General features: G+C 61.3%; 11 protein-coding genes. 4 read left to right on the top strand and 7 right to left on the bottom strand.

What is annotated here, in order from left to right:
- Nucleotides 1–12 precede the first annotated feature (12 nt).
- The 6 genes from AB4O01_RS10870 to AB4O01_RS10845 form a co-directional block, all read right to left on the bottom strand.
- Nucleotides 13–1,974: an acetyl/propionyl/methylcrotonyl-CoA carboxylase subunit alpha gene (locus tag AB4O01_RS10870; protein ID WP_460091683.1), complete on the bottom strand. Its 1,962-nt coding sequence runs from the start codon at nucleotides 1,972–1,974 to the stop codon at nucleotides 13–15.
- Nucleotides 1,975–2,085: 111 nt separating this feature from the next.
- Nucleotides 2,086–2,883, bottom strand: a complete 798-nt coding sequence (locus AB4O01_RS10865; protein WP_116256549.1) for an enoyl-CoA hydratase-related protein — start codon at nucleotides 2,881–2,883, stop codon at nucleotides 2,086–2,088.
- Nucleotides 2,880–4,037, bottom strand: coding sequence for a citronellyl-CoA dehydrogenase (gene atuD / locus AB4O01_RS10860; RefSeq protein ID WP_007908685.1), 1,158 nt, complete (start codon nucleotides 4,035–4,037; stop codon nucleotides 2,880–2,882). The genes AB4O01_RS10865 and atuD overlap by 4 nt, the downstream gene beginning before the upstream one ends.
- Before the next feature lie 31 nt (nucleotides 4,038–4,068).
- Entirely contained in the window at nucleotides 4,069–5,685 is a 1,617-nt protein-coding gene (gene atuC / locus AB4O01_RS10855) for a geranyl-CoA carboxylase subunit beta (RefSeq protein WP_460091681.1), read from the bottom strand.
- A gap of 3 nt (nucleotides 5,686–5,688) precedes the next feature.
- Nucleotides 5,689–6,558: an SDR family oxidoreductase gene (locus AB4O01_RS10850; RefSeq protein WP_460091678.1), complete on the bottom strand. Its 870-nt coding sequence runs from the start codon at nucleotides 6,556–6,558 to the stop codon at nucleotides 5,689–5,691.
- Between the two features lie 12 nt (nucleotides 6,559–6,570).
- Nucleotides 6,571–8,355: an acyclic terpene utilization AtuA family protein gene (locus AB4O01_RS10845; RefSeq protein ID WP_460091676.1), complete on the bottom strand. Its 1,785-nt coding sequence runs from the start codon at nucleotides 8,353–8,355 to the stop codon at nucleotides 6,571–6,573.
- Nucleotides 8,356–8,539: 184 nt separating this feature from the next.
- Here AB4O01_RS10845 and AB4O01_RS10840 point away from each other — a divergent pair, with 184 nt between their 5' ends.
- The 3 genes from AB4O01_RS10840 (at nucleotide 8,540) to AB4O01_RS10830 (ending at nucleotide 11,154) form a co-directional block, all read left to right on the top strand.
- A complete protein-coding gene (locus tag AB4O01_RS10840) occupies nucleotides 8,540–9,163 on the top strand; it encodes a TetR/AcrR family transcriptional regulator (RefSeq protein WP_093435063.1) in 624 nt (207 codons plus the stop codon).
- A gap of 92 nt (nucleotides 9,164–9,255) precedes the next feature.
- Entirely contained in the window at nucleotides 9,256–10,053 is a 798-nt protein-coding gene (locus AB4O01_RS10835) for a substrate-binding periplasmic protein (RefSeq protein ID WP_093435061.1), read from the top strand.
- 87 nt (nucleotides 10,054–10,140) lie between these two features.
- Nucleotides 10,141–11,154: a GNAT family N-acetyltransferase gene (locus AB4O01_RS10830; protein WP_460091674.1), complete on the top strand. Its 1,014-nt coding sequence runs from the start codon at nucleotides 10,141–10,143 to the stop codon at nucleotides 11,152–11,154.
- Nucleotides 11,155–11,288: 134 nt separating this feature from the next.
- Here AB4O01_RS10830 and AB4O01_RS10825 read toward each other — a convergent pair whose 3' ends face one another.
- Nucleotides 11,289–11,843, bottom strand: a complete 555-nt coding sequence (locus tag AB4O01_RS10825) for an RNA polymerase factor sigma-70 (RefSeq protein WP_093435057.1) — start codon at nucleotides 11,841–11,843, stop codon at nucleotides 11,289–11,291.
- A gap of 370 nt (nucleotides 11,844–12,213) precedes the next feature.
- Between AB4O01_RS10825 and AB4O01_RS10820 the strand changes: the two genes are divergently transcribed.
- Nucleotides 12,214–25,212, top strand: coding sequence for a non-ribosomal peptide synthetase (locus AB4O01_RS10820; RefSeq protein WP_460091671.1), 12,999 nt, complete (start codon nucleotides 12,214–12,216; stop codon nucleotides 25,210–25,212).
- Nucleotides 25,213–25,354: the final 142 nt, after the last annotated feature.

Raw genomic sequence — 25,354 nt, 5'->3', positions numbered from 1 at the left:
GCGTGTGGCTGACTACTCGACCTGCAACAGAACCTGACGATTTTTTACCTGATCGCCGACCTTGACCTGCACCCGCTTGAGCACGCCGTCGATACCGGCCTTGAGCGGGTGCTCCATTTTCATTGCCTCCAGCACCACCAGCAACTGACCTTTACTGACCGGACTGCCTTCGCTGACCAGTACGTCGACGATGGCACCGTCCATGGGTGCTTTCAGGGTGCCGGAGCTGACGCTGGTCTGACTGTCGATCACGGCGTGAGTTCGATCCTCAAGGTGCAGACTGCCGGGATGGCAGAACAACCAGAGTTGCTCGTCATTCAGGCGGTAGGTGTGGCGCTGACGAAGACCGTCAACTTCCAGCGTGACCGACTGGGCATCGTGGTCGATAAGTTTCAATTCAAGCGTGCGGTCGGCTATCTGCACTTTGAACACGCCTTGTGCCTCAGCGAGCAGTTGCACGGTCCAGGTCTGATCGTCGAGGCCGAGGCGATAATGCAGCGGCACATTCGCGTTATTGCGCCAGCCGTTAAGTGGTGCGCGGTGGCTGCGGGCGCTGGTTTGATAGAAAAGTACCGTTGCGATCGCCAGCTGCTCGGCATCCGGAATGGAGCGGTGCAGGCAAGGGTGATCACTGAAGTGCCGGGCGATGAAGGCAGTACTGAAGTCGCCGCTGATGAACTGCGGGTGTTGCAACAGACTGGCGAGCAGGCGCTGATTACTCTGTACACCCAATAGCACCGTGTCCTGTACCGCGCGCAACAGTTTGCGTCGGGCTTCCTCGCGAGTCGCACCCCAGGCGATCAGCTTACCGAGCATCGGGTCGTAGAACGGGCTGACCGATTGCCCTTCAAGCAAACCATGGTCGATTCGCGTACCGTGCTGCAGCGCCGGTTCCCAGGCTTGCACTCGGCCTGTTTGTGGCAGGAAGTCTTGCGCGGGATCTTCGGCGTAAAACCGCACCTCCATGGCATGTCCGTTGAGCTGAACCTGATCCTGGGTCAGCGGCAACGGCTGACCTTCGGCAACGAGCAATTGCCATGCGACCAGATCCAGCCCGGTAATCAGTTCAGTTACCGGGTGCTCGACTTGCAGACGCGTATTCATCTCCAGAAAGTAGAACTGGCCGCGTGTGTCGAGCAGAAACTCAACGGTGCCGGCGCCGACATAGTTCACTGCGCGCCCGGCTTTCAATGCCGCTTCACCCATGGCCTGACGCAACTCGGCGGTCATCACCGGGCAGGGCGCTTCTTCGATGACTTTCTGGTGGCGACGCTGGATTGAACAGTCACGTTCGCCCAGGTAGATCAGGTTGCCGTGCTGATCGCCGAACAGCTGCACTTCGACATGCCGCGGTTCGATCAGCGCCTGTTCGAGGATCAGTTCGTCGCTGCCGAACGCGTTCAATGCTTCGGAGCGCGCGGTGCGCAGTTGCGCCGGCAGATCAGCCGCATTTTGCAGCAGACGCATGCCGCGCCCACCACCGCCGGCACTGGCCTTGATCATCAATGGGTAGCCGATTCGCTCGGCTTCACGCAGCAGGGTGGCGTCGTCCTGTTCGGCGCCTTGATAACCGGCGATGCACGGCACACCCGCTTCGAGCATGGCGATTTTTGACTGGCGTTTGCTGCCCATCAATTCGATGGCTTCGACGCTGGGGCCGATGAAGATCAGCCCGGCCTGTTCGCAGGCGCGGGCGAATTCGGCGTTTTCCGAAAGAAAGCCGTAGCCGGGATGGATCGCGTCAGCGCCGCTGCGGCGAGCGGCGTCGAGGATCGCAGGGATGTTGAGGTATGACTGTTGAACGGGGGACGGACCAATGCGAACGGCTTGGTCAGCCATCTGAACGTGCAGGGCATCGGCGTCTGCATCGCTGAAGACGGCGACGGTGCGATAGCCCAAGGCTTGGGCGGTGCGCTGGATGCGGCAGGCGATTTCACCGCGGTTGGCGATCAGGATTTTGTGGATGGCGGGCATGGTGATCTTCCTGAGTATTTGGCGGTGAATGTGATGGCCCCATCGCGAACAGGCTCACTCCTACATTTGGAATGCATTTCCCCTGTAGGAGTGAGCCTGCTCGCGATGCTTTTAAGTGGCCCACCGAGGTTTACGCTTCTGCACAAAAGCCATGGTTCCCTCCACACCTTCGGCGCCAGTCACTGCCTCGCTAAACCACTGCGCCGCCTCATCGAGCAATTCACTTGAAGGCTGCCCGGCACTCGCCAACAACAATTTCTTGGTCATGGCATTCGCCTCCGGCGCGCAACACAGCACATGTTGCAACACCTCATCCAGCCGCTCAGCCAAGGTCTGCGAATCCTCTTCGACGAAATGCACCAGCCCCAGACGGCGTGCCTGGTGCCCATCGAAACGTGCGGCGGTCAGTGCCAGTCGACGGGTTTCGGTGAGGCCGATGCGCTGCACCACAAACGGCGCAATCTGCGCCGGCAGCAAGCCGAGGCTGGTTTCCGGTAAACCGAATTGCGCCTGATGATCGGCAATCGCGATGTCGCTGACACAGGCCAGACCGAAACCACCGCCGAGCACCGCGCCTTGCAGCACGGTGATCAGCACTTGCGGCGTGTGCTGGGCTTCTTCCAGCAGGGCGCCGAACGCCCGGTTCAGAACGCGATAAGCCTCGGTGCCTTGAGCGCGAGCGCTGGCCATGTCCTTGATATCGCCACCGGCACAGAAATGCCCGCCGGCACCGCTGAGCACCAACGCCCGAACAGCGCGGTCATCACGCACAGCCGCCAGCACCGTGCGCAGTTCAGCCACCATCTGCAGGCTCATCGCATTTCGACTGTCCGGCCGATGGAGGGTGATGTGCAGCACGCCGCCATGCAGTTCCAGCAACAGCGTCTGACATTGCGGCAGGCTGCTCATTTCTTTTTCCCCGGGAGGATGCCCATCAGTTTGCAGATAATCCCCAACATGATCTCGTCGGCGCCGCCGCCAATCGATACCAGCCGGACATCGCGGTAGGCGCGGGCCACCGGGTTGTCCCACATGAAACCCATGCCGCCCCAATATTGCAGGCAGCTGTCGCTGACTTCGCGGCCCAGACGCCCGGCCTTGAGCTTGGCCATCGACGCCAGCCGCGTGACGTCCTGGCCTTTCACGTACTGCTCGGTGGCCTGATAGACCAGCGCGCGCAGGCATTCGATTTCGGTCTGCAATTCGGCGAGGCGGAAGTGGATGACCTGGTTGTCGATCAGTGCATTGCCGAAGGTCTTGCGCTCCTTGCAGTACTCAATGGTGCTGTCGACGCAATATTCCAGCCCCTTGATCATGTTTGCCGCGCCGAACAGGCGTTCTTCCTGAAACTGCAGCATCTGCATCATGAACCCGGCGCCTTCATGGCCGATGCGATTGCGCTGTGGCACGCGCACGTTGTCGAAAAACACCTGGGCGGTTTCCGAGCTGCGCATGCCGAGCTTGTCCAGGTGCGAGCTGAGGCTGATCCCCGGCGTGTTCATCGGCACCATGATCAGCGATTTGTTGATGTGTGGTTTGTCGTCCGAGGTGTTGGCCAGCAGGCAGATGAAATCGGCGCTCGGCGAGTTGGTGATCCACATCTTGCTGCCGTTGATCACATAGTCGTCGCCGTCCTTGCGCGCGGTGGTTTTCAGCCCGGCGACGTCGGAGCCTGCACCGACTTCAGAGACGCCGATGCAACCAACCTGCTCCCCAGTGATCGCCGGGCGCAGGAACTCTTCGCGCAATTCATCGGAGCCGAAACGGGCGAGGGCAGGCGTACACATGTCGGTCTGCACGCCGATCGACATCGGAATGCCGCCGCAATGAATGGTGCCGAACTCTTCGGCGGCGACAATCGAATAGCTGTAATCGAGGCCCATGCCGCCGAATTTTTCCGGCTTGGAAATCCCCAGCAAACCGAGGTCGCCAGCCTTGCGGAAAATTTCGTGAATGGGAAAGCGCCCGGCCTTTTCCCATTCATCGACGTGCGGATTGATCTCGTGCTCGACGAACTGGCGGACGGTGCGGCGCAGGGCTTCGTGTTCCGGGGTGAAGATCATTTTTTATTGTTCTCCGTAAGATCCATGGCGGTCAGAACCGGCTGACGCCGAAGCTATTGGGTTGCAGCTTGCGAATGTCGGCCTCGTGGCAGATGTCCAGCAAGTAGCCGAGCAGGGTGCGCGTGTCGCGCGGATCGATCAGCCCGTCGTCCCACAGGTTGGCGCTGCCATAGAGAGCGGTGGACTGGCTGTCGAGTTTCTGCGCGGTGACCTGTTCGAGCATGTCGAGCATTTTCGTGTCTGGCGTCAGGCCGTCCTTCAACTGCTTGGCTTCGGTAACGATGCGCAAGACTTTGCCGGCCTGCGCACCGCCCATCACCGCCGTGCGGCTGTTCGGCCAGGCGAAGATGAAGCGCGGATCGAGTCCGCGTCCGCACATCGCATAGTTGCCGGCACCGTAGGAACCGCCGACGACCATCGTCAGTTTAGGCACCCGTGCATTGGCTACCGCTTGAATCAGTTTCGAGCCGTGTTTGATCACGCCTTGCTGCTCGGATTCGGTGCCGACCATGAAACCGGTGGTGTTGTGAAAGAACAGCAGCGGCGTCTGGCTCTGATCGCACAACTGAATGAACTGCGCCGCTTTGCTCGCGCCGTTGGGTGTGATCGGGCCGTTGTTGCCGATGAACCCGCAGGCGCGGCCCTGAATCTTCAACTGGCCGCAAACAGTTTGCTGATCGAACTCGCCCTTGAATTCGACGAAGCAGGATTCGTCGGCAATGCGCGCGATGATTTCGCGCACGTCGTAAGGTTTTTTCGGATCGTCGGGGATCAGCCCGAGCAATTCATCGATGGGGTAGAGCGGCTCTTTGTATTGCGGCTCCGGCAACCACGGCAGTTGCTCGTTCCACGGCAACATACGGAGGATTTCACGGACCTGACGCACGCCATCGGCATCGTTTTCAGCAAGGTATTCAGCCGTTCCGGCGACCTGTGCGTGCATCTCGGCGCCACCGAGTTCTTCATCGGTGGCGACTTCGCCGGTGGCCGCTTTGAGCAGTGGCGGACCGGCGAGGAACAGCTTGGCCTTGCCGCGCACCACCACCACGTAATCCGACAGCCCCGGCTGATAGGCGCCACCGGCCGTGGCCGAACCATGCACCACGGTAATCTGCGGCAAACCCATTGCCGACATCCGCGCCTGATTGGCAAAACTGCGCGCGCCTTCGACAAAAATCTCGGCGGCGTAATTGAGGTTGGCGCCGCCACTTTCGGCAAGGGTGATCACCGGGAGTTTGTTTTCCTGGGCGATCTGTTGCAGGCGCAGGGATTTTTTCAGGCCAGTGGGCGAGATCGTCCCGCCCTTGATTGCGCTGTTGTTCGCCACCACCATCGCGCGAATGCCCCAGACGTAACCGATACCGGCGATCAGTCCGCCACCGGCGGAACTGCCGTCCTTGTCGTCGTGCAACTTGTAGCCGGCGAGGCTGGCCAGTTCGAGAAACGGCGCGCCGGGATCGAGCAACAGATTCAAGCGCTCACGGGGCAGCAGTTGCCCGCGCTTGTCGAACCTGGCTTTGGCTTCGGTGGCCTTGTTCAACAGGCTCTGTTCGAGTTGCTGCACATGTTCGATCGCCGCGAGCATGGCCGAGCGGTTGCGGGCAAACGCTTCGCTGTGCGGGTCGAGTCGGGACTGGATCTGCGGCATGGCTTACTCCTCGTCCTTCAGCACATCGGGTAAATAGGCGCGGTGAAAGCCGTTGAACGACTCGCTGTGGGTCGCCTTGTGCAACGGCCATGCACGGCTGCCGAGGCTGGCCGCGCCGTCGATTTTCAAGGTGCTGCCACTGATAAATGCGGCGGCCGGGCTCAGCAAAAAAACAATCGCCGCACTGACTTCCGACTCGGTGCCGATACGCTTGAGCGGCACGTGTTCGCGCAGGGTCGGAATCACCGCTTTGAACGCGCCTTCGTAAGTGTCCATGCCGCTGGAGGCAATCCAGCCCGGCGCCACCGCGTTGACCCGCACGCCGGCATAACCCCATTCGAACGCGGCAGTTTTGGTGAAGTTGTCCATGCCCGACCGCGCCGCGCCAGAGTGACCCATGCCGGGCATGCCGCCCCACATGTCGGCGAGCATGTTGACGATGTTGCCGCCGTGTTTGCTCATCGACTGGTTGAACACTTCCCGCGCCATCAGAAAACCACCGACGAGGTTGGTGCGCAGCACGGTTTCGAAACCTTTCTGATTGATCGAGGCCAAGGGCGACGGGTACTGGCCGCCGGCATTGTTGACCAGACCTTGGATCGGTCCGTGTTCAGCAATCAATTCGCTGACCAGCTGTTTTACCGCTTCTTCATCGCGGATATCGCAAGCCTTCCAGTGCGCGCGGCCACCGTCCTCGGCGATTTCGTCGGTGACCTTTTGCAGTTTCTCCGGCTTGCGCCCGACCAGCAGCACATTGGCGCCGAGGGCCGCCAGTTCATGGGCGGTGCAGCGACCGATGCCACTGCCGCCACCGGTGACGATGATGGTCTGGCCGCTGAACAGACCGGCGTGGAAAATCGACGCGTAAGCCATGCAAACAATCCTCTAGTCGAGCTGTTCGGCGATGCTCTGCGGCACCGGGATCTGGATTTCCAACAGTTGCTGGGCGAAGGCTTTGCCTTGCGGATCGATGCGCAGACTGGCCACGCCACCACCGCCTAGGGCGTTTTCCAATAGAAAATTCAGGCTGTGGGTGCCGGGCAGATACCAGCGTTCGACGCGGCCGTGGATCGGGTCGAGTACATGATTCATCCAGTCGACAACCACGGCCGGGGTCAGTGCTTCGGCGATCCACGGCAGGTATTCGGGTTTGCGCGGCATCACGCCAATGTTGCTGTGATTGCCCTTGTCACCGGAACGCGCGACGGCCAGTTTCACCAGCGCCACACTGGCATCGGCGCGGCCCTGTGGTTTGGGCGGCTGATGGGGCAGGGGCAAATCCGCGCTGTCGAGTGCGCTGAGCGAAGGCAGGGCGCATGGATAACGTTGACCGGCCATGTCGATCTGTACCGTGCAGGCGCTTTTATCGATCAGGAATGAAAACAGACGAATCAGCGGATACACCGTTGGCCGCCCGCCGACGATGCCGGTCAGCCCCGGCGCCATGCCGGTCGCGGCCTGGGCAATTTCCCGGGAGAACAGTACCAGCGCCTGTTTGCTCGGGTGGCGCACGGCGAGCTTGATCACCACTTCGCGGCTGTCGCGGCGCTGGCCGTGGGGGCCGTAGGTGGCTTCGCTGCCGAGCAGTTCGATGTTGATTTCGCTGTAGGGCGCCCAGCCGCGCTGGCTGAACATTTGCGAAGTCTTGTCGATGATCGACTGACTGACCCGCTGCGCTTTTTCCACTGCATCGATACCGGCGATCAGGCAACTGGCGGTGCAACGAAACCCGTCCGGGTAGGTGGCGCTGATCTTGTATTTATCGCTCGGTGGCAGGCCTTTGGCGCCGTGGACGTGCACGGCATTCTTGCCTTGTTGCTGAAGTCTGACCCCAGTGAAATCACAGACCACATCAGGCAACAGATACGCCTGTGGATCGCCGATTTCATACAGCATCTGTTCGCCGACAGTCAGCGGGGTGACCAGTCCGCCTGAGCCTTGCGGTTTGCTGACGATGAACTGGCCGTCGGCGCTGACTTCCACGATCGGAAAGCCGATGTGCTCGTAATCCGGCACTTCGCGCCAATCGGTGAAATTGCCGCCGGTGCATTGCGCGCCGCATTCGATGATGTGCCCGGCGAGCGCAGCCTGGGCGAGTTTGTCGTAGTCGTGCCATGACCAGCCGAATTCATGCACCAGCGCCGCACTGACCACCGCGCTGTCGACCACGCGCCCAGTGATGACAATGTCGGCGCCCAGGCGCAGCGCTTCGACAATGCCCGGCGCGCCAAGGTAGGCGTTGGTCGACACGCACATTGGCGGCAGCGGGGCGCCGCTGAACATTTCGGTGATGCCGCTGAGCTGTTTGAGCTGTGGTTGCAGATCATCGCCCAGTAATACGGCGATTTTCAGTGCGACGCCGGCCTTGTCGCAGACCGCTTGCAGGGCGGCGGCGCAGGCTTGCGGATTGATCCCGCCGGCATTGCTGATCACGCGGATGTTCTGCTCGGCCAGTTGCGGCAGCAGTGGTGTCAGCACGTCGATGAAGTCGCCGGCAAACCCCGCCTGCGGGTCCTTCATGCGTGCCCCGGCCATGATCGACATTGTGATCTCGGCCAGGTAATCGAACACCAGATAATCCAGCTTGCCGCCCTCCACCAGTTGCGCGGCGGCGGTAGACGTATCTCCCCAGAATGCACTGGCGCATCCGATGCGAACGGTGGTGGGCATTTTTATCTCCGACTCAGCAACCTGCGACAGAAGTGTCTGGAGGCTACCAAGCAAGCGCTTGGTTTGTAAACAGTTGAAACTATCTTCTGCCCAAGCGCTTGCTTGGTTGCCGCTGGCGGCTTAAATTGCGCGCAACCCTGCGGTTTCAGGGGGCAACAGACTGATCGACTGTAGGAGAGAACGGGTGGACGAGCAAAAAGCCCTGAGGGTCATGCGCGATTTGGTTGATGAAGGCCAATTGACCGACCCCGACAGCGCCCGCGGCAAATTGCTGCAAGTGGCTGCTCACCTGTTCCGCAACAAAGGCTATGAACGCACCACGGTGCGCGATCTGGCCGGCGCCGTCGGCATCCAGTCGGGAAGCATTTTTCATCACTTCAAAAGCAAGGATGAAATCCTCCGGGCGGTGATGGAAGAAACCATCCGCTACAACACCGCGTTAATGCGGGCAGCCCTGGCCGATGCGGCCAATGTGCGCGAACGCGTGCTGGCGCTGATTCGCTGCGAACTGCAGTCAATCATGGGCGGCAGCGGTGAAGCCATGGCAGTGCTGGTTTACGAATGGCGTTCGCTGTCCGAAGAAGGCCAGGCCAAAGTGCTGGCACTGCGCGATGTCTACGAGGACATCTGGCTGCAAGTGCTGGGTGAGGCCAAGGACGCAGGATTTATCCGTGGCGATGTATTTATTACCCGACGTTTCCTCACTGGCGCACTGTCCTGGACGACCACCTGGTTCCGTGCCGGCGGCAGTTTGAGCCTCGATCAGTTGGCCGACGAGGCGCTGATTCTGGTCCTCGAAGCGCGTTGAAGCACTTTCTATCCGGCCGGGAAACTGGCTAACTGGGCGAAACCGCCTAGCTTGAATGCATTGATCGGTATTTTTTCGGGGAGTGGGGTGTTTTGAAGTCTTTGCCAATTCGGACGGCCGCGGGCTTGATGCTCGCAGCGCTGGCTGCATTTTGGGTATTGCCCGCTCAGGCAGCGCAATTGGTCCGGGTCGGCGCGGCGCATTTTCCGCCTTACACCGTTCGCCCGGAAAACGGTGCCGACACAGGCCTTCTGCCGCAATTGGTCGAGGCCCTCAATCGCCTGCAAAGCGACTATCAGTTCGTCCTCGTGCCCACCTCGATTCCCCGGCGTTTCGGTGACTTCAAGCAGGGCCGGATCGACATGGCAATTTTCGAGAATCCCGATTGGGGCTGGAAGGAAATTCCCCACACAGATGTCGACATGGGCCTTGAGGATGCGGAAATTTTCGTCGCACAACGCGAAGATGGCCGGCAGCAGAATTATTTCGCCGACCTCACTGGCAAGCGCCTGGCTCTGTTCAGCGGTTATCACTACGAGTTCGCCAACTTCAACGCTGACCCGAAATATCTCGCACAGAATTACAACGCCACGCTGACCTATTCCCACGACAGCAACCTGCTGATGGTGCTGCGTGGGCGCGCCGATGTTGCCTTGGTGACCCGTTCCTATCTGTTCGATTACCTGCTGCGTAACGAAAAAGTGCGCGACGAGTTGCTGGTGTCGCAGCGCATCGATCAGGTCTATCACCATTACGCGATTCTTCGTCCGACCGCGCCGATCACCGGCGCGGCGTTTGGCAAGTTGTTGCAGGGTTTGCGCGACAACGGTGAAATGCTGAAGATTTTCGATCCGTACAAGATTGCCGTAGTGCCGGTGCCTCACCACTGAGGCAGCGATTTGCGGGCAAAGCCTAAATTTTCCCTCCCGGATCACGTCCCATCGTTGAACTGTCGACGATTATCGTGAGCCCGACCCATGTCCAATCTGAATGACCTGACTTCCCTGGCCTTGCCTGCGGGCAGTCAACTGATCGCTGATGTCAGCGAAAGCCGTCTGAGCCTGAGCCTGGACGGACAACCGCTGATCCGCTTGCGCCTCAATCAAGACGTAAAGGGGCCGATCCAGATCGATGAGCGTTTTGCGTTGCCGCCCGGGCAGGCGTTGTGGGCAGCCTGTTACTGGCTGTTCGCGCGGGATCCGGCGTGCCGGCAATTGACCTGGCAACTCGATCAGCCACCGACCGAAGCGTTGCTCAGTGGCTTGCTGGTGAGCACCGAAGTGGCTGGCGAATATCGCTGCGAGCGCACGCTGTTCTGGCAATTGCCGCAACCTTGGCTTGGGACTTCGCTGACGGGCAGTTATCCGCAGCAAATGGTCATCAGCCAAGGTAAACGTCATCCGCTGCGGCCAGTCAAACCGCGCGGTGAAGTGTATCGGCGTTTCGATGCCCGCCTTGGTGCGTGGATTTCCCTGCGCACTGTAGAGATCGAAGCAGACCTGGCGCGCTTCAACCGCTGGCAGAACAGCCCGCGCGTCGCCAGTTTCTGGCAGGAAGAGGGCAGCCTCGAGAAGCATCGCGAATACCTGAGCAAGCTCGATGCTGACCCGCATACGCTGACGCTGATTGGCTGTTTCGATGATCAGCCGTTTGCCTACTTCGAGGCCTATTGGGCCAAGGAAGATCGCATCGCGCCGTTCTACGATGCCGACAACTACGATCGCGGTATTCACATGCTGGTCGGCGAGGAAGAGCACCGTGGCCCGCATAAAGTGGCGAGCTGGTTATCGGCGCTGGTGCATTACCTGTTTCTCGATGATCCGCGCACTCAGCGGGTGGTCGCCGAGCCACGGGCCGACAACGCGAAGATGATCGGGTACATGCAGAATCAGTGCTTCCACTGCGAGAAGGAATTCGACTTTCCGCACAAGCGCGCGGCGCTGATGATGTTGGGGCGTGAGCGATTTTTTGATCGGTGCAGGTTGGCGTGAGCTGATCGGGCTCAGGATCTTTGTGATTTTGAGTCCGTCTTCGCGAGCAAGCTCGCTCCCACATGGTTTCTGCATACGCAGATCTAATGTGGGAGCGAGCTTGCTCGCGAATGGCTTGACGCCGAATTCAGATCCTAGCGACGAGCCGCAATCACCGCATCCCGCCGACTGCCCGACACCTTGCGGCAGTGCACCAGTGCATCACGAATCATGAAGTTGACCAGGGTCGGCGAAACACCCAGTTCCTTGGCAATGTCCTTTTGCGGCACGCCGTGCAGGCGGTACATCTCGAACGCATAGCGCGTGCGGCTGGGCAGTTCGGTCAGCGCGTCGGCGATGTTTTCCAGGGTCGAGAAATTGATATGCGAGGTTTCCGGCGAAGCACCCTGGATGACCACATTCAGCCCTTCCTCTTCAGGGCCGGAGTACTTCTGCTCAAGCGCCTGTTTGCGGTAGTGATCGATGGCGAGGTTGCGCACGATCTGGAACAGATAGCTCAGTTGAGCCTTGATCGACGACGTGATCGGTGGCGCCGATTGCAGTCGGAAAAACGCATCCTGCACCACATCTTCGGCGCGCGAACGGCAGCCGGTAATGCGGGCTGCAATCTTGACCAGAATCAGTCGATTGTCGACGAATGCATGAAGTAGCGGTGAATCGCACTTGCTTGTGGATACTTGTTCCGTCATGGAAATCACCTTGCTGCCAAATAGGTTCGTGGGGCGCCTTGGAGGAGGGGCGTCCTACACATCGAGCGACAAATTATGCTGAATGATAATGATTGTCAATTGAGAAAGAGAAGTAATGCGCTACAAAAGTGCGTTCTGAGAACTGCGACATGCCGCCGCACCCCGGCCTCATTGGCACTCCTGCCCGCCGACTAATTATTTCAAGACGTCATCCGTTCTCATTGGTGAATGGTTCCGGGCGCACAACCCCGGCCACACCACATTCCGCAGCCTTGCGTGGTCGGCACAGACCGCGCCCTGCATGCCCTTCGAGGGGCGTGACGCAGCAAACCCGATTCCATTAGCAAGCCGAATTCAGGCAGGAAACCTCATGACCGACGCGTTCGAACTTCCCAGCACCCTGGTCCAAGCCCTCCAGCGCCGCGCGGCCCTGACGCCGGATCGACTGGCCTTGCGTTTTCTCGCCGAAAACGAAGAGCAGGCTGTGGTACTCAGTTATCGTGAGCTGGATGAGCGCGCACGCACCATTGCGGCAGCGCTGCAAGCCGAGGCTGCCTTCGGTGACCGCGCGGTATTGCTGTTTCCCAGCGGTCCGGATTACGTCGCGGCTTTTTTTGGCTGCCTTTACGCCGGCGTGATCGCAGTGCCGGCCTATCCGCCGGAATCCGCGCGCCGTCACCATCAGGAGCGTTTGCTGTCGATCATTGCCGACGCCGAACCGCGTCTGCTGCTGACCAGCGCCGACCTGCGCGACGCCTTGCAGCAGATCGAGGGTGCGCCGCCGTTGTTGTGTGTCGACACTCTCGACAAGACACTGGCGCAAAACTGGGTTGAACCGAGCCTGCCGCAAGACCACATCGCCTTCCTGCAATACACCTCCGGTTCGACTGCACTGCCCAAAGGCGTGCAAGTCAGCCACGGCAATCTGGTCGCCAACGAGCTCCTGATCCGTCACGGTTTCGGCATCGACGTGAACCCTGACGATGTGATCGTCAGCTGGCTGCCGCTGTACCACGACATGGGTTTGATCGGTGGTCTGCTGCAGCCAATTTTCAGCGGCGTGCCATGCATTCTGATGTCGCCGGCGTACTTCCTCGGTCGGCCATTGCGCTGGCTGGAGGCGATCAGCGAATACGGCGGCACCATCAGCGGCGGGCCGGACTTCGCCTATCGCTTGTGCAGCGAACGGGTCAGCGAGTCGGCGCTGGAACGTCTCGATCTGAGTCGCTGGCGCGTGGCCTATTCCGGTTCCGAGCCAATCCGTCTCGACACCCTTGAGCGCTTCGCCGAGAAGTTCGCCGCATGCGGTTTCAGTGAGCACAGCTTCATGGCCTCGTACGGTTTGGCCGAAGCCACGCTGTTCGTCGCCGGCACCCCGCGCGGCACCGGTATTCCGGCACTGCGCGTGGACGATCAGGCGCTGGCACAAAACCGCGCCGAGCCGGGCGATGGCAGCCCAATCATGAGTTGTGGTATCAGCCAGCCGGAACACGCGGTGTTGATCGTCGAGCCGAACACACTCGTTGAACTCGCCGACAACGCAGTCGGCGAAGTCTGGGCCGCAGGCCCGAGCATCGCCCACGGCTACTGGCGCAATCCTGAAGCGAGCGCCAAGACCTTCGTCCAGCACGCCGGCCGCACCTGGCTGCGCACCGGCGACCTGGGCTTCATGCGCGACGCGGAGCTGTTCATCACCGGACGCCTGAAAGACATGCTGATCGTGCGCGGCCACAACCTGTATCCACAGGACATCGAAAAAACGGTCGAGAACGAAGTGGAAGTGGTGCGCAAGGGTCGCGTCGCTGCATTTGCGGTCAATCAGGATGGCGAGGAGGGCATCGGCATCGCGGCGGAAATCAGCCGCAGCGTGCAGAAAATCCTCCCGCCGGAGGCATTGATCAAAGCCATTCGCCAAGCCGTGGCTGAGGCTTGTCAGGAAGCCCCGAGCGTGGTGGTGCTGCTTAATCCCGGCGCCTTGCCGAAAACTTCCAGTGGCAAATTGCAGCGCTCGGCGTGCCGCAATCGTCTGGCCGATGGCAGCCTCGACAGCTACGCGGTGTTCCCGTCGAACACCGTTGAAAGCCAGGATGCAGTCACCAGCGCCTCAGAACTTGAAGGCTTGATCGGCAAGATCTGGGCTGAGCAACTCAACGTCAAACAGGTCAATGCCGACGACCACTTCTTCCTGCTCGGCGGCAACTCGATCGCCGCTACGCAAGTGGTCGCCCGCGTGCGTGAAGAACTCGCGCTTGAGCTGAACCTGCGCCTGTTGTTCGAAGCACCGACCCTGGCAGCGTTCGCCGCAGCCGTTGCGCAACAGCAGCAGGACGGCGGCAGCGCCCAAGGTGCAATCACCGCGTTGTCGCGCAGCGAGCCGATGCCGCAATCGCTGGCGCAAAACCGTTTGTGGATCACCTGGCAACTCGACCCACAGAGCAGCGCCTATAACATTCCCGGTGCCCTGCGTTTGCGTGGCGAACTGGACGAAGACGCTTTGCGTGCCAGCTTCCAGCAACTGATCGAACGCCACGAATCCCTGCGCACGCGTTTCTTCGAGCGCGACGGCGTGGCCCTGCAACAAGTGACTGTCGGCGCCAAATTCAACCTGCAACTGATCGACATCAGCGACTTGCCGGCGCCTGAGCGCGAGGCCCATGCGCAACAAATCCGCGAAGACGAAGCACGCACCCGGTTCGACCTGGAAAAAGGTCCGCTGCTGCGGGTGACGCTGGTGCGTCTCGACGACGAAGATCACCAATTGCTGGTGACGCTGCACCACATCATTGCCGACGGCTGGTCGCTGAACGTACTGATCGATGAATTCTCGCGCCTGTACGCCGCCGCTTCGCAAGGGCTGACGGCCAACCTCGCGCCATTGCCAACCCAGTACGCCGACTACGGCAGCTGGCAGCGTCAATGGCTGGCGCAAGGCGAGAGCGCGCGGCAACTGGCCTGGTGGAAAGCGCAGTTGGGCGACGAGCATCCAGCGCTGGAACTGGCCACCGATTACCCACGCTCCGCCAAGCAAACTCACAGCGCCGCACGCCACACCGTGCGTCTGGGCGCGAGCCTCAGCGATGCGCTCCGTAACACGGCACAGGCTCAGCAATCGACCCCGTTCATGCTGTTGCTCGCGGCATTCCAGAGCCTGCTGCATCGCTACAGCGGTCAGCGCGACATCCGCATCGGCGTACCGAATGCCAACCGTCCACGCCTGGAAACCCAGGGCCTGATCGGCTTCTTCATCAACACCCAAGTGCTGCGAGCAGAGATCGATTCGCGCCTGTCATTCGTTGCGCTGTTGGCCCAGGCCCGCAACGCCGCACTCGGTGCCCAGGCGAATCAGGATCTGCCCTTCGAACAACTCCTCGAAGCCTTCCCGCAGGCCCGCGAACAAGGTCTGTTTCAGGTCATGTTCAACCACCAGCAACGTGATCTGAGTGCGCTCAAACGTCTGCCGGGTCTGCTCGCCGAAGAACTGCCGTGGCACAGCCGCGAAGCCAAGTTCGACCTGCAATTGCACAGCGAAGAAGACCGCAACGGTCGCCTGACCCTGTCGTTCGACTACGCCAGCGAACTGTTCGATGTGGCGACCATCGAGCGTCTGGCCGAGCATTTCAGCAACCTGTTGCGCGACGTCTGCGAACGTCCGGAGCAAGCCATCGGTGATCTGCAACTGCTGACCGCCACTGAGCACGATCAGCAACAGCACTGGGGCGTTGCGCCATGCACCCCGGCGCAACAATGGCTGCCAGAACTGCTCAACGAACAGGCGCGTCTGACCCCGGAACGCACCTCGCTGGTGTGGGACGGCGGCAGCCTCGACTTTGCCGAATTGCACGCGCAAGCCAACCGCCTCGCGCATTACCTGCGCGACAAAGGCGTCGGCCCGGATGTCTGCGTGGCCATCGCTGCCGAGCGTTCGCCGCAACTGCTGATCGGCTTGCTGGCGATCATCAAGGCCGGCGGCGCCTATGTGCCACTGGACCCGGATTACCCGGCCGATCGTCTGGCTTACATGCTCCGCGACAGCGGCGTCGAACTGCTGCTGACCCAGACCGAATTGCTCGGCCGCTTGCCGGCCAGCGACGGCGTCAGCGTGATCGCCATGGACGCGCTGCACCTGGAAAACTGGCCGAGCCAGGCACCGGGTCTGCACCTGCACGGTGATAATCTCGCCTATGTGATTTACACCTCGGGTTCCACCGGCCAGCCGAAAGGCGTCGGCAACACCCACGCGGCACTGGCCGAGCGTCTGCAATGGATGCAGAACACCTACCGCCTCGATGAAACCGATGTGCTGATGCAAAAGGCACCGATCAGTTTCGACGTGTCGGTGTGGGAATGCTTCTGGCCACTGATCACCGGCGCGCGTCTGTTGATTGCCGGCCCCGGCGAACATCGCGATCCGCATCGCATCGCCCAGCTGGTTCAGGCCTATGGCGTGACCACGCTGCACTTTGTACCGCCGCTGCTCGCGCTGTTCATCGACGAACCACTGAGCGCCGAATGCACCAGCCTGCGCCGGGTGTTCTCCGGCGGCGAAGCGCTGCCCGCCGAACTGCGCAACCGCATCCTCGCGCAACTGCCGGCGGTGCAATTGCACAACCGTTACGGCCCGACTGAAACCGCGATCAACGTCACCCACTGGCATTGCACCACTGCCGATGGTGAGCGCTCGCCGATCGGTCGTCCGCTGGGCAACGTGATCTGCCGCGTGCTCGACGCCGATCTCAATCCGCTGCCGGCCGGTGTGCCGGGTGAATTGTGCATCAGCGGCATCGGCCTGGCTCGTGGTTACCTTGGTCGTCCATCGATGACCGCTGAACGCTTTGTGGTCGATCCATTGGGCGAGCAGGGCGCCCGGTTGTACCGCACCGGCGACCGCGCGCGCTGGACATCCGATGGCGTGATCGAATACCTCGGCCGCCTCGATCAGCAAGTCAAACTGCGTGGCTTCCGCGTTGAACCGGAAGAAATCGAAGCACGCTTGCTCGCCCAGGACGGCGTCGCCCAAGCCGTGGTGCTGGTGCGCGAAACCGCTGCCGGTGCGCAGCTGATCGGCTACTTTGCCGCGACCGATGCCAGTGAAAATCCTGACGAGCAAATCACCCGGCTGAGAACCGCGCTGGCCGCCGAGCTGCCGGAATATATGGTCCCGACGCAACTGATGCGTCTGGATGCCATGCCCCTGAGCCCCAGCGGCAAACTCGACCGCCGCGCCTTGCCCGAGCCGCATTGGCAAGTGCGCGAACACGTCGAACCGGTGACTCAACTGGAACAGCAGATCGCCGCGATCTGGCGTGAAGTGCTCGGGCTGCCTCAAGTCGGCCTGCGCGACGACTTCTTCGCCCTCGGCGGCCACTCGCTGCTGGCCACGCAAATCATCTCGCGCAGCCGTCAGGCCTGCGACGTCGAACTGCCGTTGCGTGCCTTGTTCGAGCACAGCGAACTCGGAGATTTCGCCGAGCAAATCCGCTTGATCCAGGCCAGCGGTCGCACCAACAAACAGCCACCGATCGACAAGGTCGATCGCAGCCAACCGGTGCCGTTGTCGTACTCGCAACAGCGCATGTGGTTCCTCTGGCAGATGGAACCGGACAGCCCGGCCTACAACGTTGGCGGCATGGCGCGCCTGCGCGGCGTGTTGCATGTCGAGTGTTTCGAGGCCGCGTTGCAAGCGCTGATCCTGCGCCACGAAACCCTGCGCACCACCTTCCCGAGCGTCGACGGCGTCGCCCGTCAGCAGGTGCATGGCGAAACCGGTGTGCGCATGGGTTGGAAGGATTTCTCGAAACTTGCCGCTGATGTGCGTGAGCAGAAGGTTCAGCAGTTTGCCGACGAAGAAGCGCATCTGCCGTTCGATCTGGAAACCGGCCCGCTGCTGCGCGCCTGTCTGGTGAAGACTGCCGAGCACGAACATTACTTTGTCCTGACTCTGCACCACATCGTCACCGAAGGCTGGGCGATGGATATTTTCGCCCGGGAACTCAGTGCGCTGTACGAAGCCTTTGTCGATGACCGTGATTCGCCGCTTGAGCCGCTGCCGGTGCAGTACCTCGACTACAGCGTCTGGCAACGCAACTGGCTGGAATCCGGCGAGCGTCAGCGCCAACTCGACTACTGGACCGCGCAACTCGGTCGTGAACATCCGCTGCTGGAATTGCCGGGGGACCGTCCGCGTCCCCCAGTGCAAAGCCATCAGGGTGAGCTGTTCCGTTTCGACCTCAGCGACGACCTCGCCGCGCGGGTTCGTGCGTTCAATGCGCAAAACGGTCTGACCCTGTTCATGACCATGACCGCCGCACTCGCGACGCTGCTTTACCGCTATAGCGGCCAGACCGATCTGCGCATTGGCGCGCCGGTGGCCAACCGCATTCGCCCGGAAAGTGAAGGGTTGATCGGTGCGTTCCTCAACACCCAAGTGCTGCGTTGCCAGCTCGACGGCATGATGTCGGTCGGCGAACTGTTCGAGCAGGTGCGTCACACCGTGATCGAAGGCCAGTCGCATCAGGATCTGCCATTCGATCATCTGGTTGAAGCCTTGCAACCGCCGCGCAGCGCTGCGTACAACCCGCTGTTTCAGGTGATGTGCAACGTGCAGCGCTGGGAATTCCAGCAGAGCCGCATGCTCGCCGGCATGACCGTCGAGTACCTGGCCAACGATGCACGAGCGACCAAGTTCGACCTCAACCTGGAAGTCACCGACCTCGACCATCGCCTCGGTTGCTGCCTGACTTACAGCACCGATCTGTTCGACGAGCCGACCATCGCGCGCATGGCCAAGCATTGGCGCAATCTGCTCGAAGCGCTGATCGCCGATCCGCAACAGCGCCTCAGTGAATTGCCGCTGCTCGATGCACCTGAGCAACAGCACCTGCTCGACAGCCTCAGCATCGAGTCGGGCGAGCATCGTCTCGATCAGTGCATTCATCACCTGTTCGCCGAACAGGCGCTGGCCCGCAAAGACGCGCCGGCCCTGACCTTCGCCGGGCAGACCCTGAGCTACGCCGAACTCGACGCCCGCGCCAATCGTCTGGCCTGGGCCTTGCGTGAGCGCGGTGTCGGCCCGCAGGTGCGGGTCGGCCTGGCGCTGGAGCGTTCGCTGGAAATGGTCGTCGGCCTGCTGGCGATTCTCAAGGCTGGCGGTGCGTATGTGCCGCTGGACCCGGAATACCCGCTCGACCGTCTGCATTACATGATCGAAGACAGCCGCATCGGCCTGCTGCTCAGTGATCGCGCCATGTTCAAAGCCCTTGGCGATCTGCCGTCAAGTGTGGCGCGCTGGTGTCTGGAAGAAGACAGCGCGGCACTCGCCGCTTACCCGGCTCGCGAGCTGCCGTTTATCAGCCTGCCGCAGCATCAGGCGTACCTGATTTACACCTCGGGTTCCACCGGTAAACCAAAAGGCGTGGTGGTCTCCCACGGCGAAATCGCCATGCACTGCCAAGCGGTGATCAAGCGGTTTGCCATGCGCCCCGACGACTGCGAACTGCACTTCTATTCGATCAACTTCGACGCGGCGACCGAGCGCCTGTTGGTGCCGTTGCTCAGTGGCGCGCAAGTGGTGTTACGTGCGCAGGGGCAGTGGGACGCGGAAGAAATCTGCGATTTGATCCGCACGCATAAAATCAACGTGCTTGGTTTTACCCCGAGCTACGGCAGTCAGTTGGCGCAGTTCCTCTCGACGCAAAACGAGATCTTGCCGGTGCGGATGATCATCACCGGCGGCGAAGCGCTGACCGGTGAGCACCTGCAACGGATTCGCGCGGCGTTCCAACCGGCAATGTTCTTCAATGCCTACGGCCCGACCGAAACCGTGGTCATGCCCCTGGCCAGTCTGGCGCCGGAGGTGCTGGAAGAGGGTGCTGGCAGTGTGCCGATCGGCAGCGTGATTGGCGCACGCGTGGCGTACATTCTCGACGCCGATCTGGCATTGGTACCGCAAGGTGCAACCGGTGAATTGTTCGTCGGCGGCGCCGGTCTGGCCCAGGCCTATCACGACCGTCCGGGCATTACCGCCGAGCGTTTTGTCGCTGACCCATTCGCCACCGATGGCGGGCGCATGTATCGCACCGGTGACCTGGTGCGCCAGCGTGCCGATGGTTTGGTGGAATATTTGGGACGAATCGACCATCAGGTGAAAATCCGTGGATTCCGTATCGAACTGGGCGAAATCGAAACGCGTCTGCTCGATCACGAGTCGATCCGCGAAGCTGTGGTGCTCGCACTGGATGCCCCGAGCGGCAAACAACTGGTTGGCTATCTCGTGACCGAGGTTGCCGAGCAAAGTGAAGCCCGTCAGGCTGAACTGCGCGACGCCCTCAAGGCGCACCTCAAGGCACAACTGCCGGATTACATGGTGCCGACTCACCTGATTCTGCTGGCGAGCACGCCGCTGACCGCCAACGGCAAACTCGACCGCCGCGCGTTGCCTGCGCCGGACCCTGAGTTGAATCGTCAGGACTACGTCGCGCCGAGTAACGAACTGGAGCAGACCCTGGCGCAGATCTGGTGCGAAGTACTCAACGTCGAGCAGGTCGGCCTCAACGACAATTTCTTCGAACTCGGTGGCGACTCGATTCTGTCGATTCAAGTGGTCAGCCGCGCGCGGCAGCAAGGCATTCATTTCAGCCCGCGTGATCTGTTCCAGCATCAGACCGTGCAAACCCTCGCCGCTGTGGCCAGTCGTACCGAGCAGGTGACGGCCGAGCAAGGCCTGGTGGCTGGCGAATCGGCCCTGACGCCGATTCAGCACTGGTTCTTCGACACGGAAATCCCTGAACGTCAGCACTGGAACCAGGCGTTGTTGCTGGAGCCAACTGTGGCGCTGGAACCGCATCGACTGGAGCAGGCGCTGCTGGCGGTGATTGAGCAGCATGACGCCTTGCGTCTGCGCTTCACCGAGGCCGACGGCCAATGGCAAGCGACGCATCAACCAGCCTCCGATGCGGTGGTGTTGTGGCAAGTGCGCGTGACCTCGATGGACAAGTGTGAAGCACTGTTCGCTGATGCTCAGCGCAGTCTCGATCTTGAACAAGGCCCGTTGGTGCGTGCCGTGCTGGTCGATGGCCCTGAAGATCAACAACGCCTGTTTATCGCCATCCATCACTTGGTGGTCGACGGCGTGTCGTGGCGCGTTCTGCTCGATGATCTGCAAACCGTGTATCGCCAACTCGACGGCGAACAAGCGGTGAAACTGCCGGCGAAAACCAGTGCCTTCAAAGACTGGGCGGCACGTTTGCAGGCCTACGCCGGCAGCGAATCCCTGCGCGAAGAACTCGACTGGTGGCAGACCCAACTGGCCGGGCCGAACGCTGATCTGCCCTGCGAAAATCCGCAGGGCGGCCAGCAGAATCGTCACGCACAAACCGTCAGCGTGCGCCTCGATGCCGAGCACACCAAACAGTTGTTGCAACAGGCTCCGGCGGCCTATCGCACGCAGGTTAATGACCTGCTGTTGACGGCGTTGGCCCGAGTGTTGTGCCGCTGGAGCGGTCAACCGTCGGCGCTGATTCAACTGGAAGGCCACGGCCGCGAAACCCTGTTCGACGAGATCGACCTGACCCGCACCGTCGGCTGGTTCACCAGCGCTTACCCGCTGCGTCTGACCCCGCACAACATCGAAGAAGCTGCGGGGCAGGGCGCTTCGATCAAGGCAATCAAGGAGCAACTGCGCGCGGTGCCGCACAAAGGCCTCGGCTACGGCGTGCTGCGTTATCTCGCCGATGACCTCAGCCAGCGCAGCATGGCCGCGCTGCCGCAGGCGCCGGTTACCTTCAACTACCTCGGCCAGTTCGACCAGAGCTTCGGCAGCGATGCGCTGTTCCGTCCGCTGGACGAGCCGGTCGGTGCCGCGCACGATCCGCAGGCGCCATTGCCCAACGAGTTGAGCATCGACAGCCAGGTTTACGGCGGTGAATTGCTCCTGCGCTGGACCTTCAGCGGCGAGCGTTATGACGCGCAGACCATCAACGATCTGGCCGACGCTTACCTCGGTGAGTTGCAAAGCCTGATCGCCCATTGCCTGCAAGACGAGGCCGGCGGCCTGACGCCATCGGACTTCCCGCTGGCCAGGCTGACTCAGGCGCAACTCGATGCCTTGCCGGTGCCGGCCGCGCACATCGAAGACGTCTATCCGCTGACGCCGATGCAGGAAGGCATGTTGCTGCACACCTTGCTCGAACCGGGCACCGGCCTGTACTACATGCAGGATCGCTACCGCATCAACAGCGAACTCGACCCGCAGCGTTTCGCTCAGGCCTGGCAAGCGGTGGTCGCCCGTCATGAAGCGCTGCGTGCCTCGTTCTGCTGGAACGTTGGCGAAGACATGCTGCAAGTGATTCATACGCCGGGTCGTACGCCAATCGAATATCTGGACTGGAGCGCCATCGCTGAAAACGAGCAGGAACCGAAGCTGCAAGCCCTGCTGAAAAGCGAGCGCGAGGCCGGTTTCGATCTGCTCAATCAGGCGCCGTTCCACTTGCGCCTGATCAAGGTCGGCGCGTCGCGTTACTGGTTCATGATGAGCAACCACCACATCCTCATCGATGCCTGGTGCCGCTCGTTGCTGATGAACGACTTCTTCGAGATTTACACCGCGCTGGGTGAGGGTCGTGAAGCGCAACTCGCCGTACCACCGCGTTACCGCGATTACATCGGCTGGCTGCAACGCCAGAGCCTCGCCGAAGCGCGGCAGTGGTGGCAGCAGAACCTGCAAGGGTTCGAGCGCACCACGCCGATTCCGAGCGACCGTCCATTCCTGCGTGAACATGCCGGTGAAAGCGGCGGCATGGTCGTCGGCGACCGCTACACCCGCCTCAATGTCGAGGACGGTGCGCGTCTGCGGGAACTGGCCCAGGCGCATCAACTGACCATCAACACCTTCGCCCAAGCGGCGTGGGCCTTGGTCCTGCGGCGCCTGAGCGGTGATCGTGACGTGCTCTTCGGCGTCACCGTGGCCGGGCGTCCGGTGGACATGCCGGAGATGCAACGCACCGTCGGTCTGTTCATCAACAGCATCGCGCTGCGGGTGAAAATGCCCGGGGACGATCAGCGCAGCAGCGTGCGTCAGTGGCTCAGTGGTTTGCTCGACAGCAACATGCAACTGCGCGAGTACGAATACCTACCGCTGGTGAACATTCAGGAACAAAGCGAATTGCCGAAAGGCCAGCCGCTGTTCGACAGCCTGTTCGTCTTCGAGAATGCCCCGGTGGAAGTCTCGGTACTGGACCGTGCGCAGAGCCTGAATGCGACCTCGGACTCGGGCCGTACCCACACCAACTTCCCGCTGACGGCGGTGTGTTATCCGGGCGATGACCTCGGTCTGCACCTGTCGTACGACCAGCGTTATTTCGACGAATCGACCATCGAGCGCATGCTCGGCGAGTTCAAACGTCTGCTGCTGGCGCTGGTCGATGGCTTCCATGGCGACATGGCCGATCTGCCGCTGCTGGGTGCCGAGGAACAGGACTTCTTGCTGCACGGTTGCAACCAGAGTGCCCACAATTATCCACTGGAGCAGAGCTACGTGGCGCTGTTTGAAGCGCAGGTTGTCGCGCATCCGCAGCGCATCGCCGCCAGTTGCCTGGATCAGCAACAGAGCTATGCCGAGCTGAACCACAACGCCAACCGTCTCGGCCATGCACTGGTCGCCGCCGGTGTGCAAATGGATCAACCGGTGGCCTTGCTCGGCGAACGTAACCTCGATCTGCTCGGCATGATCATCGGCAGCTTCAAGGCTGGCGCGGGTTATCTGCCGCTGGATCCGGGCCTGCCGAGCCAGCGTCTGCAACGCATCATCGAATTGAGCCGCACGCCGGTGCTGGTCTGCTCCAAAGCATGCTTTGAACAGGCGCAGACCTTGCTGGATGAATTCAGCTGCGCCAATCGCCCGCGCTTGTTGGTCTGGGAAGAGATTCAAGCGGCAGCGACAGCGGCGCAGAACCTCGGCATTTACAGCGGCCCGGACAACCTCGCTTACGTGATCTACACCTCGGGTTCGACCGGCCTGCCGAAAGGCGTAATGGTCGAACAGCGCGGCATGCTCAATAACCAGTTGAGCAAGGTGCCGTATCTGCAACTGAGCGAGGCCGATGTGATTGCGCAGACCGCTTCGCAAAGCTTCGATATTTCGGTCTGGCAGTTCCTTGCCGCGCCGTTGTTCGGAGCGCGAGTGGACATCGTGCCGAACACCATCGCCCACGATCCGCAAGGTTTGCTGGTGCATGTGCAAGCGCAGGGCATCACCGTGCTGGAGAGTGTGCCATCGCTGATTCAAGGCATGCTCGCCTCGGAGCGTCTGAGTCTTGATGGCTTGCGCTGGATGCTGCCGACCGGTGAAGCAATGCCGCCGGAGCTGGCGCACCAATGGCTGCGGCGTTATCCGGACATTGGTTTGGTCAACGCGTACGGTCCGGCGGAGTGCTCGGACGACGTGGCGTTCTTCCGTGTCGACATGGCGTCGACGCGCGGCAGTTACTTGCCGATCGGCACGCCGACCGACAACAACTTGCTCTATCTGGTCGATGGTGCGCTGGAACTGGTGCCGTTGGGCGCGGTGGGTGAGTTGTGTGTTGCCGGGACCGGCGTCGGGCGCGGCTATGTCAGCGATCCGCTGCGCACCGCGCCGGTGTTTGTGCCGAACCCGTTCGGTGCGCCGGGCGAGCGTCTGTATCGCACCGGTGACCTGGCGCGGCGTCGCAGCGACGGTGTGCTGGAGTACGTTGGCCGGGTCGATCACCAAGTGAAGATTCGCGGCTATCGCATCGAGCTGGGTGAGATCGAAGCGCGCCTGCATGAACAGCCGGAAGTGCGCGATGGCGCGGTCGCTGTGCAGGAGGGCGTCAACGGTAAACACTTGGTCGGTTATCTGGTTGCGGCCGATTCAGCACTCAATCCGAGCGAACGCCTGGAGCGGATCAAGCAGCGCCTGCGCGCCGAACTGCCAGAGTACATGGTGCCGCTGCACTGGTTGTGGCTCGAGCAAATGCCGCTGAACGCCAACGGCAAGCTCGATCGCAAAGCCTTGCCGGCGCTGGAGATCGGCCAGTTGCAGAGCGAGGATTATCTGGCCCCGCGCAATGATCTTGAACAGACGTTGGCTGATATTTGGGCTGAGGTGCTGAAGGTCGAAAAGGTCGGTGTACGCGACAACTTCTTCGAGCTGGGCGGGCATTCGTTGCTGGCGACGCAGATCGCCTCGCGGGTGCAGAAAACCCTGCAGCGCGATGTGCCGCTGCGAGCGATGTTCGAGTGCAGCACGGTGGAGGAGTTGGCTGAGTACATCGATGGACTGGCGGCGAGTGATATCACCGAGGAGAAGGTTGATCGGTTGAATGATCTGATGGCGGAGCTGGAGGGCCTCTGATTCTCTAGTGTCTGCACTGGCCTCATCGCGAGCAGGCTCACTCCTACAGGGGAACGCATTCCAAAATGTAGGAGTGAGCCTGCTCGCGATGAGGCCGGTACATTCATGTACATTTCCAAGGTTGACGATAAAGAACCGGCAG

It is taken from the genome of Pseudomonas sp. S2_E02 (genome assembly GCF_054668355.1).
The sequence above is the reverse complement of the archived record's forward strand: the minus strand, read 5'-3'. Positions and strand labels throughout refer to the sequence as shown.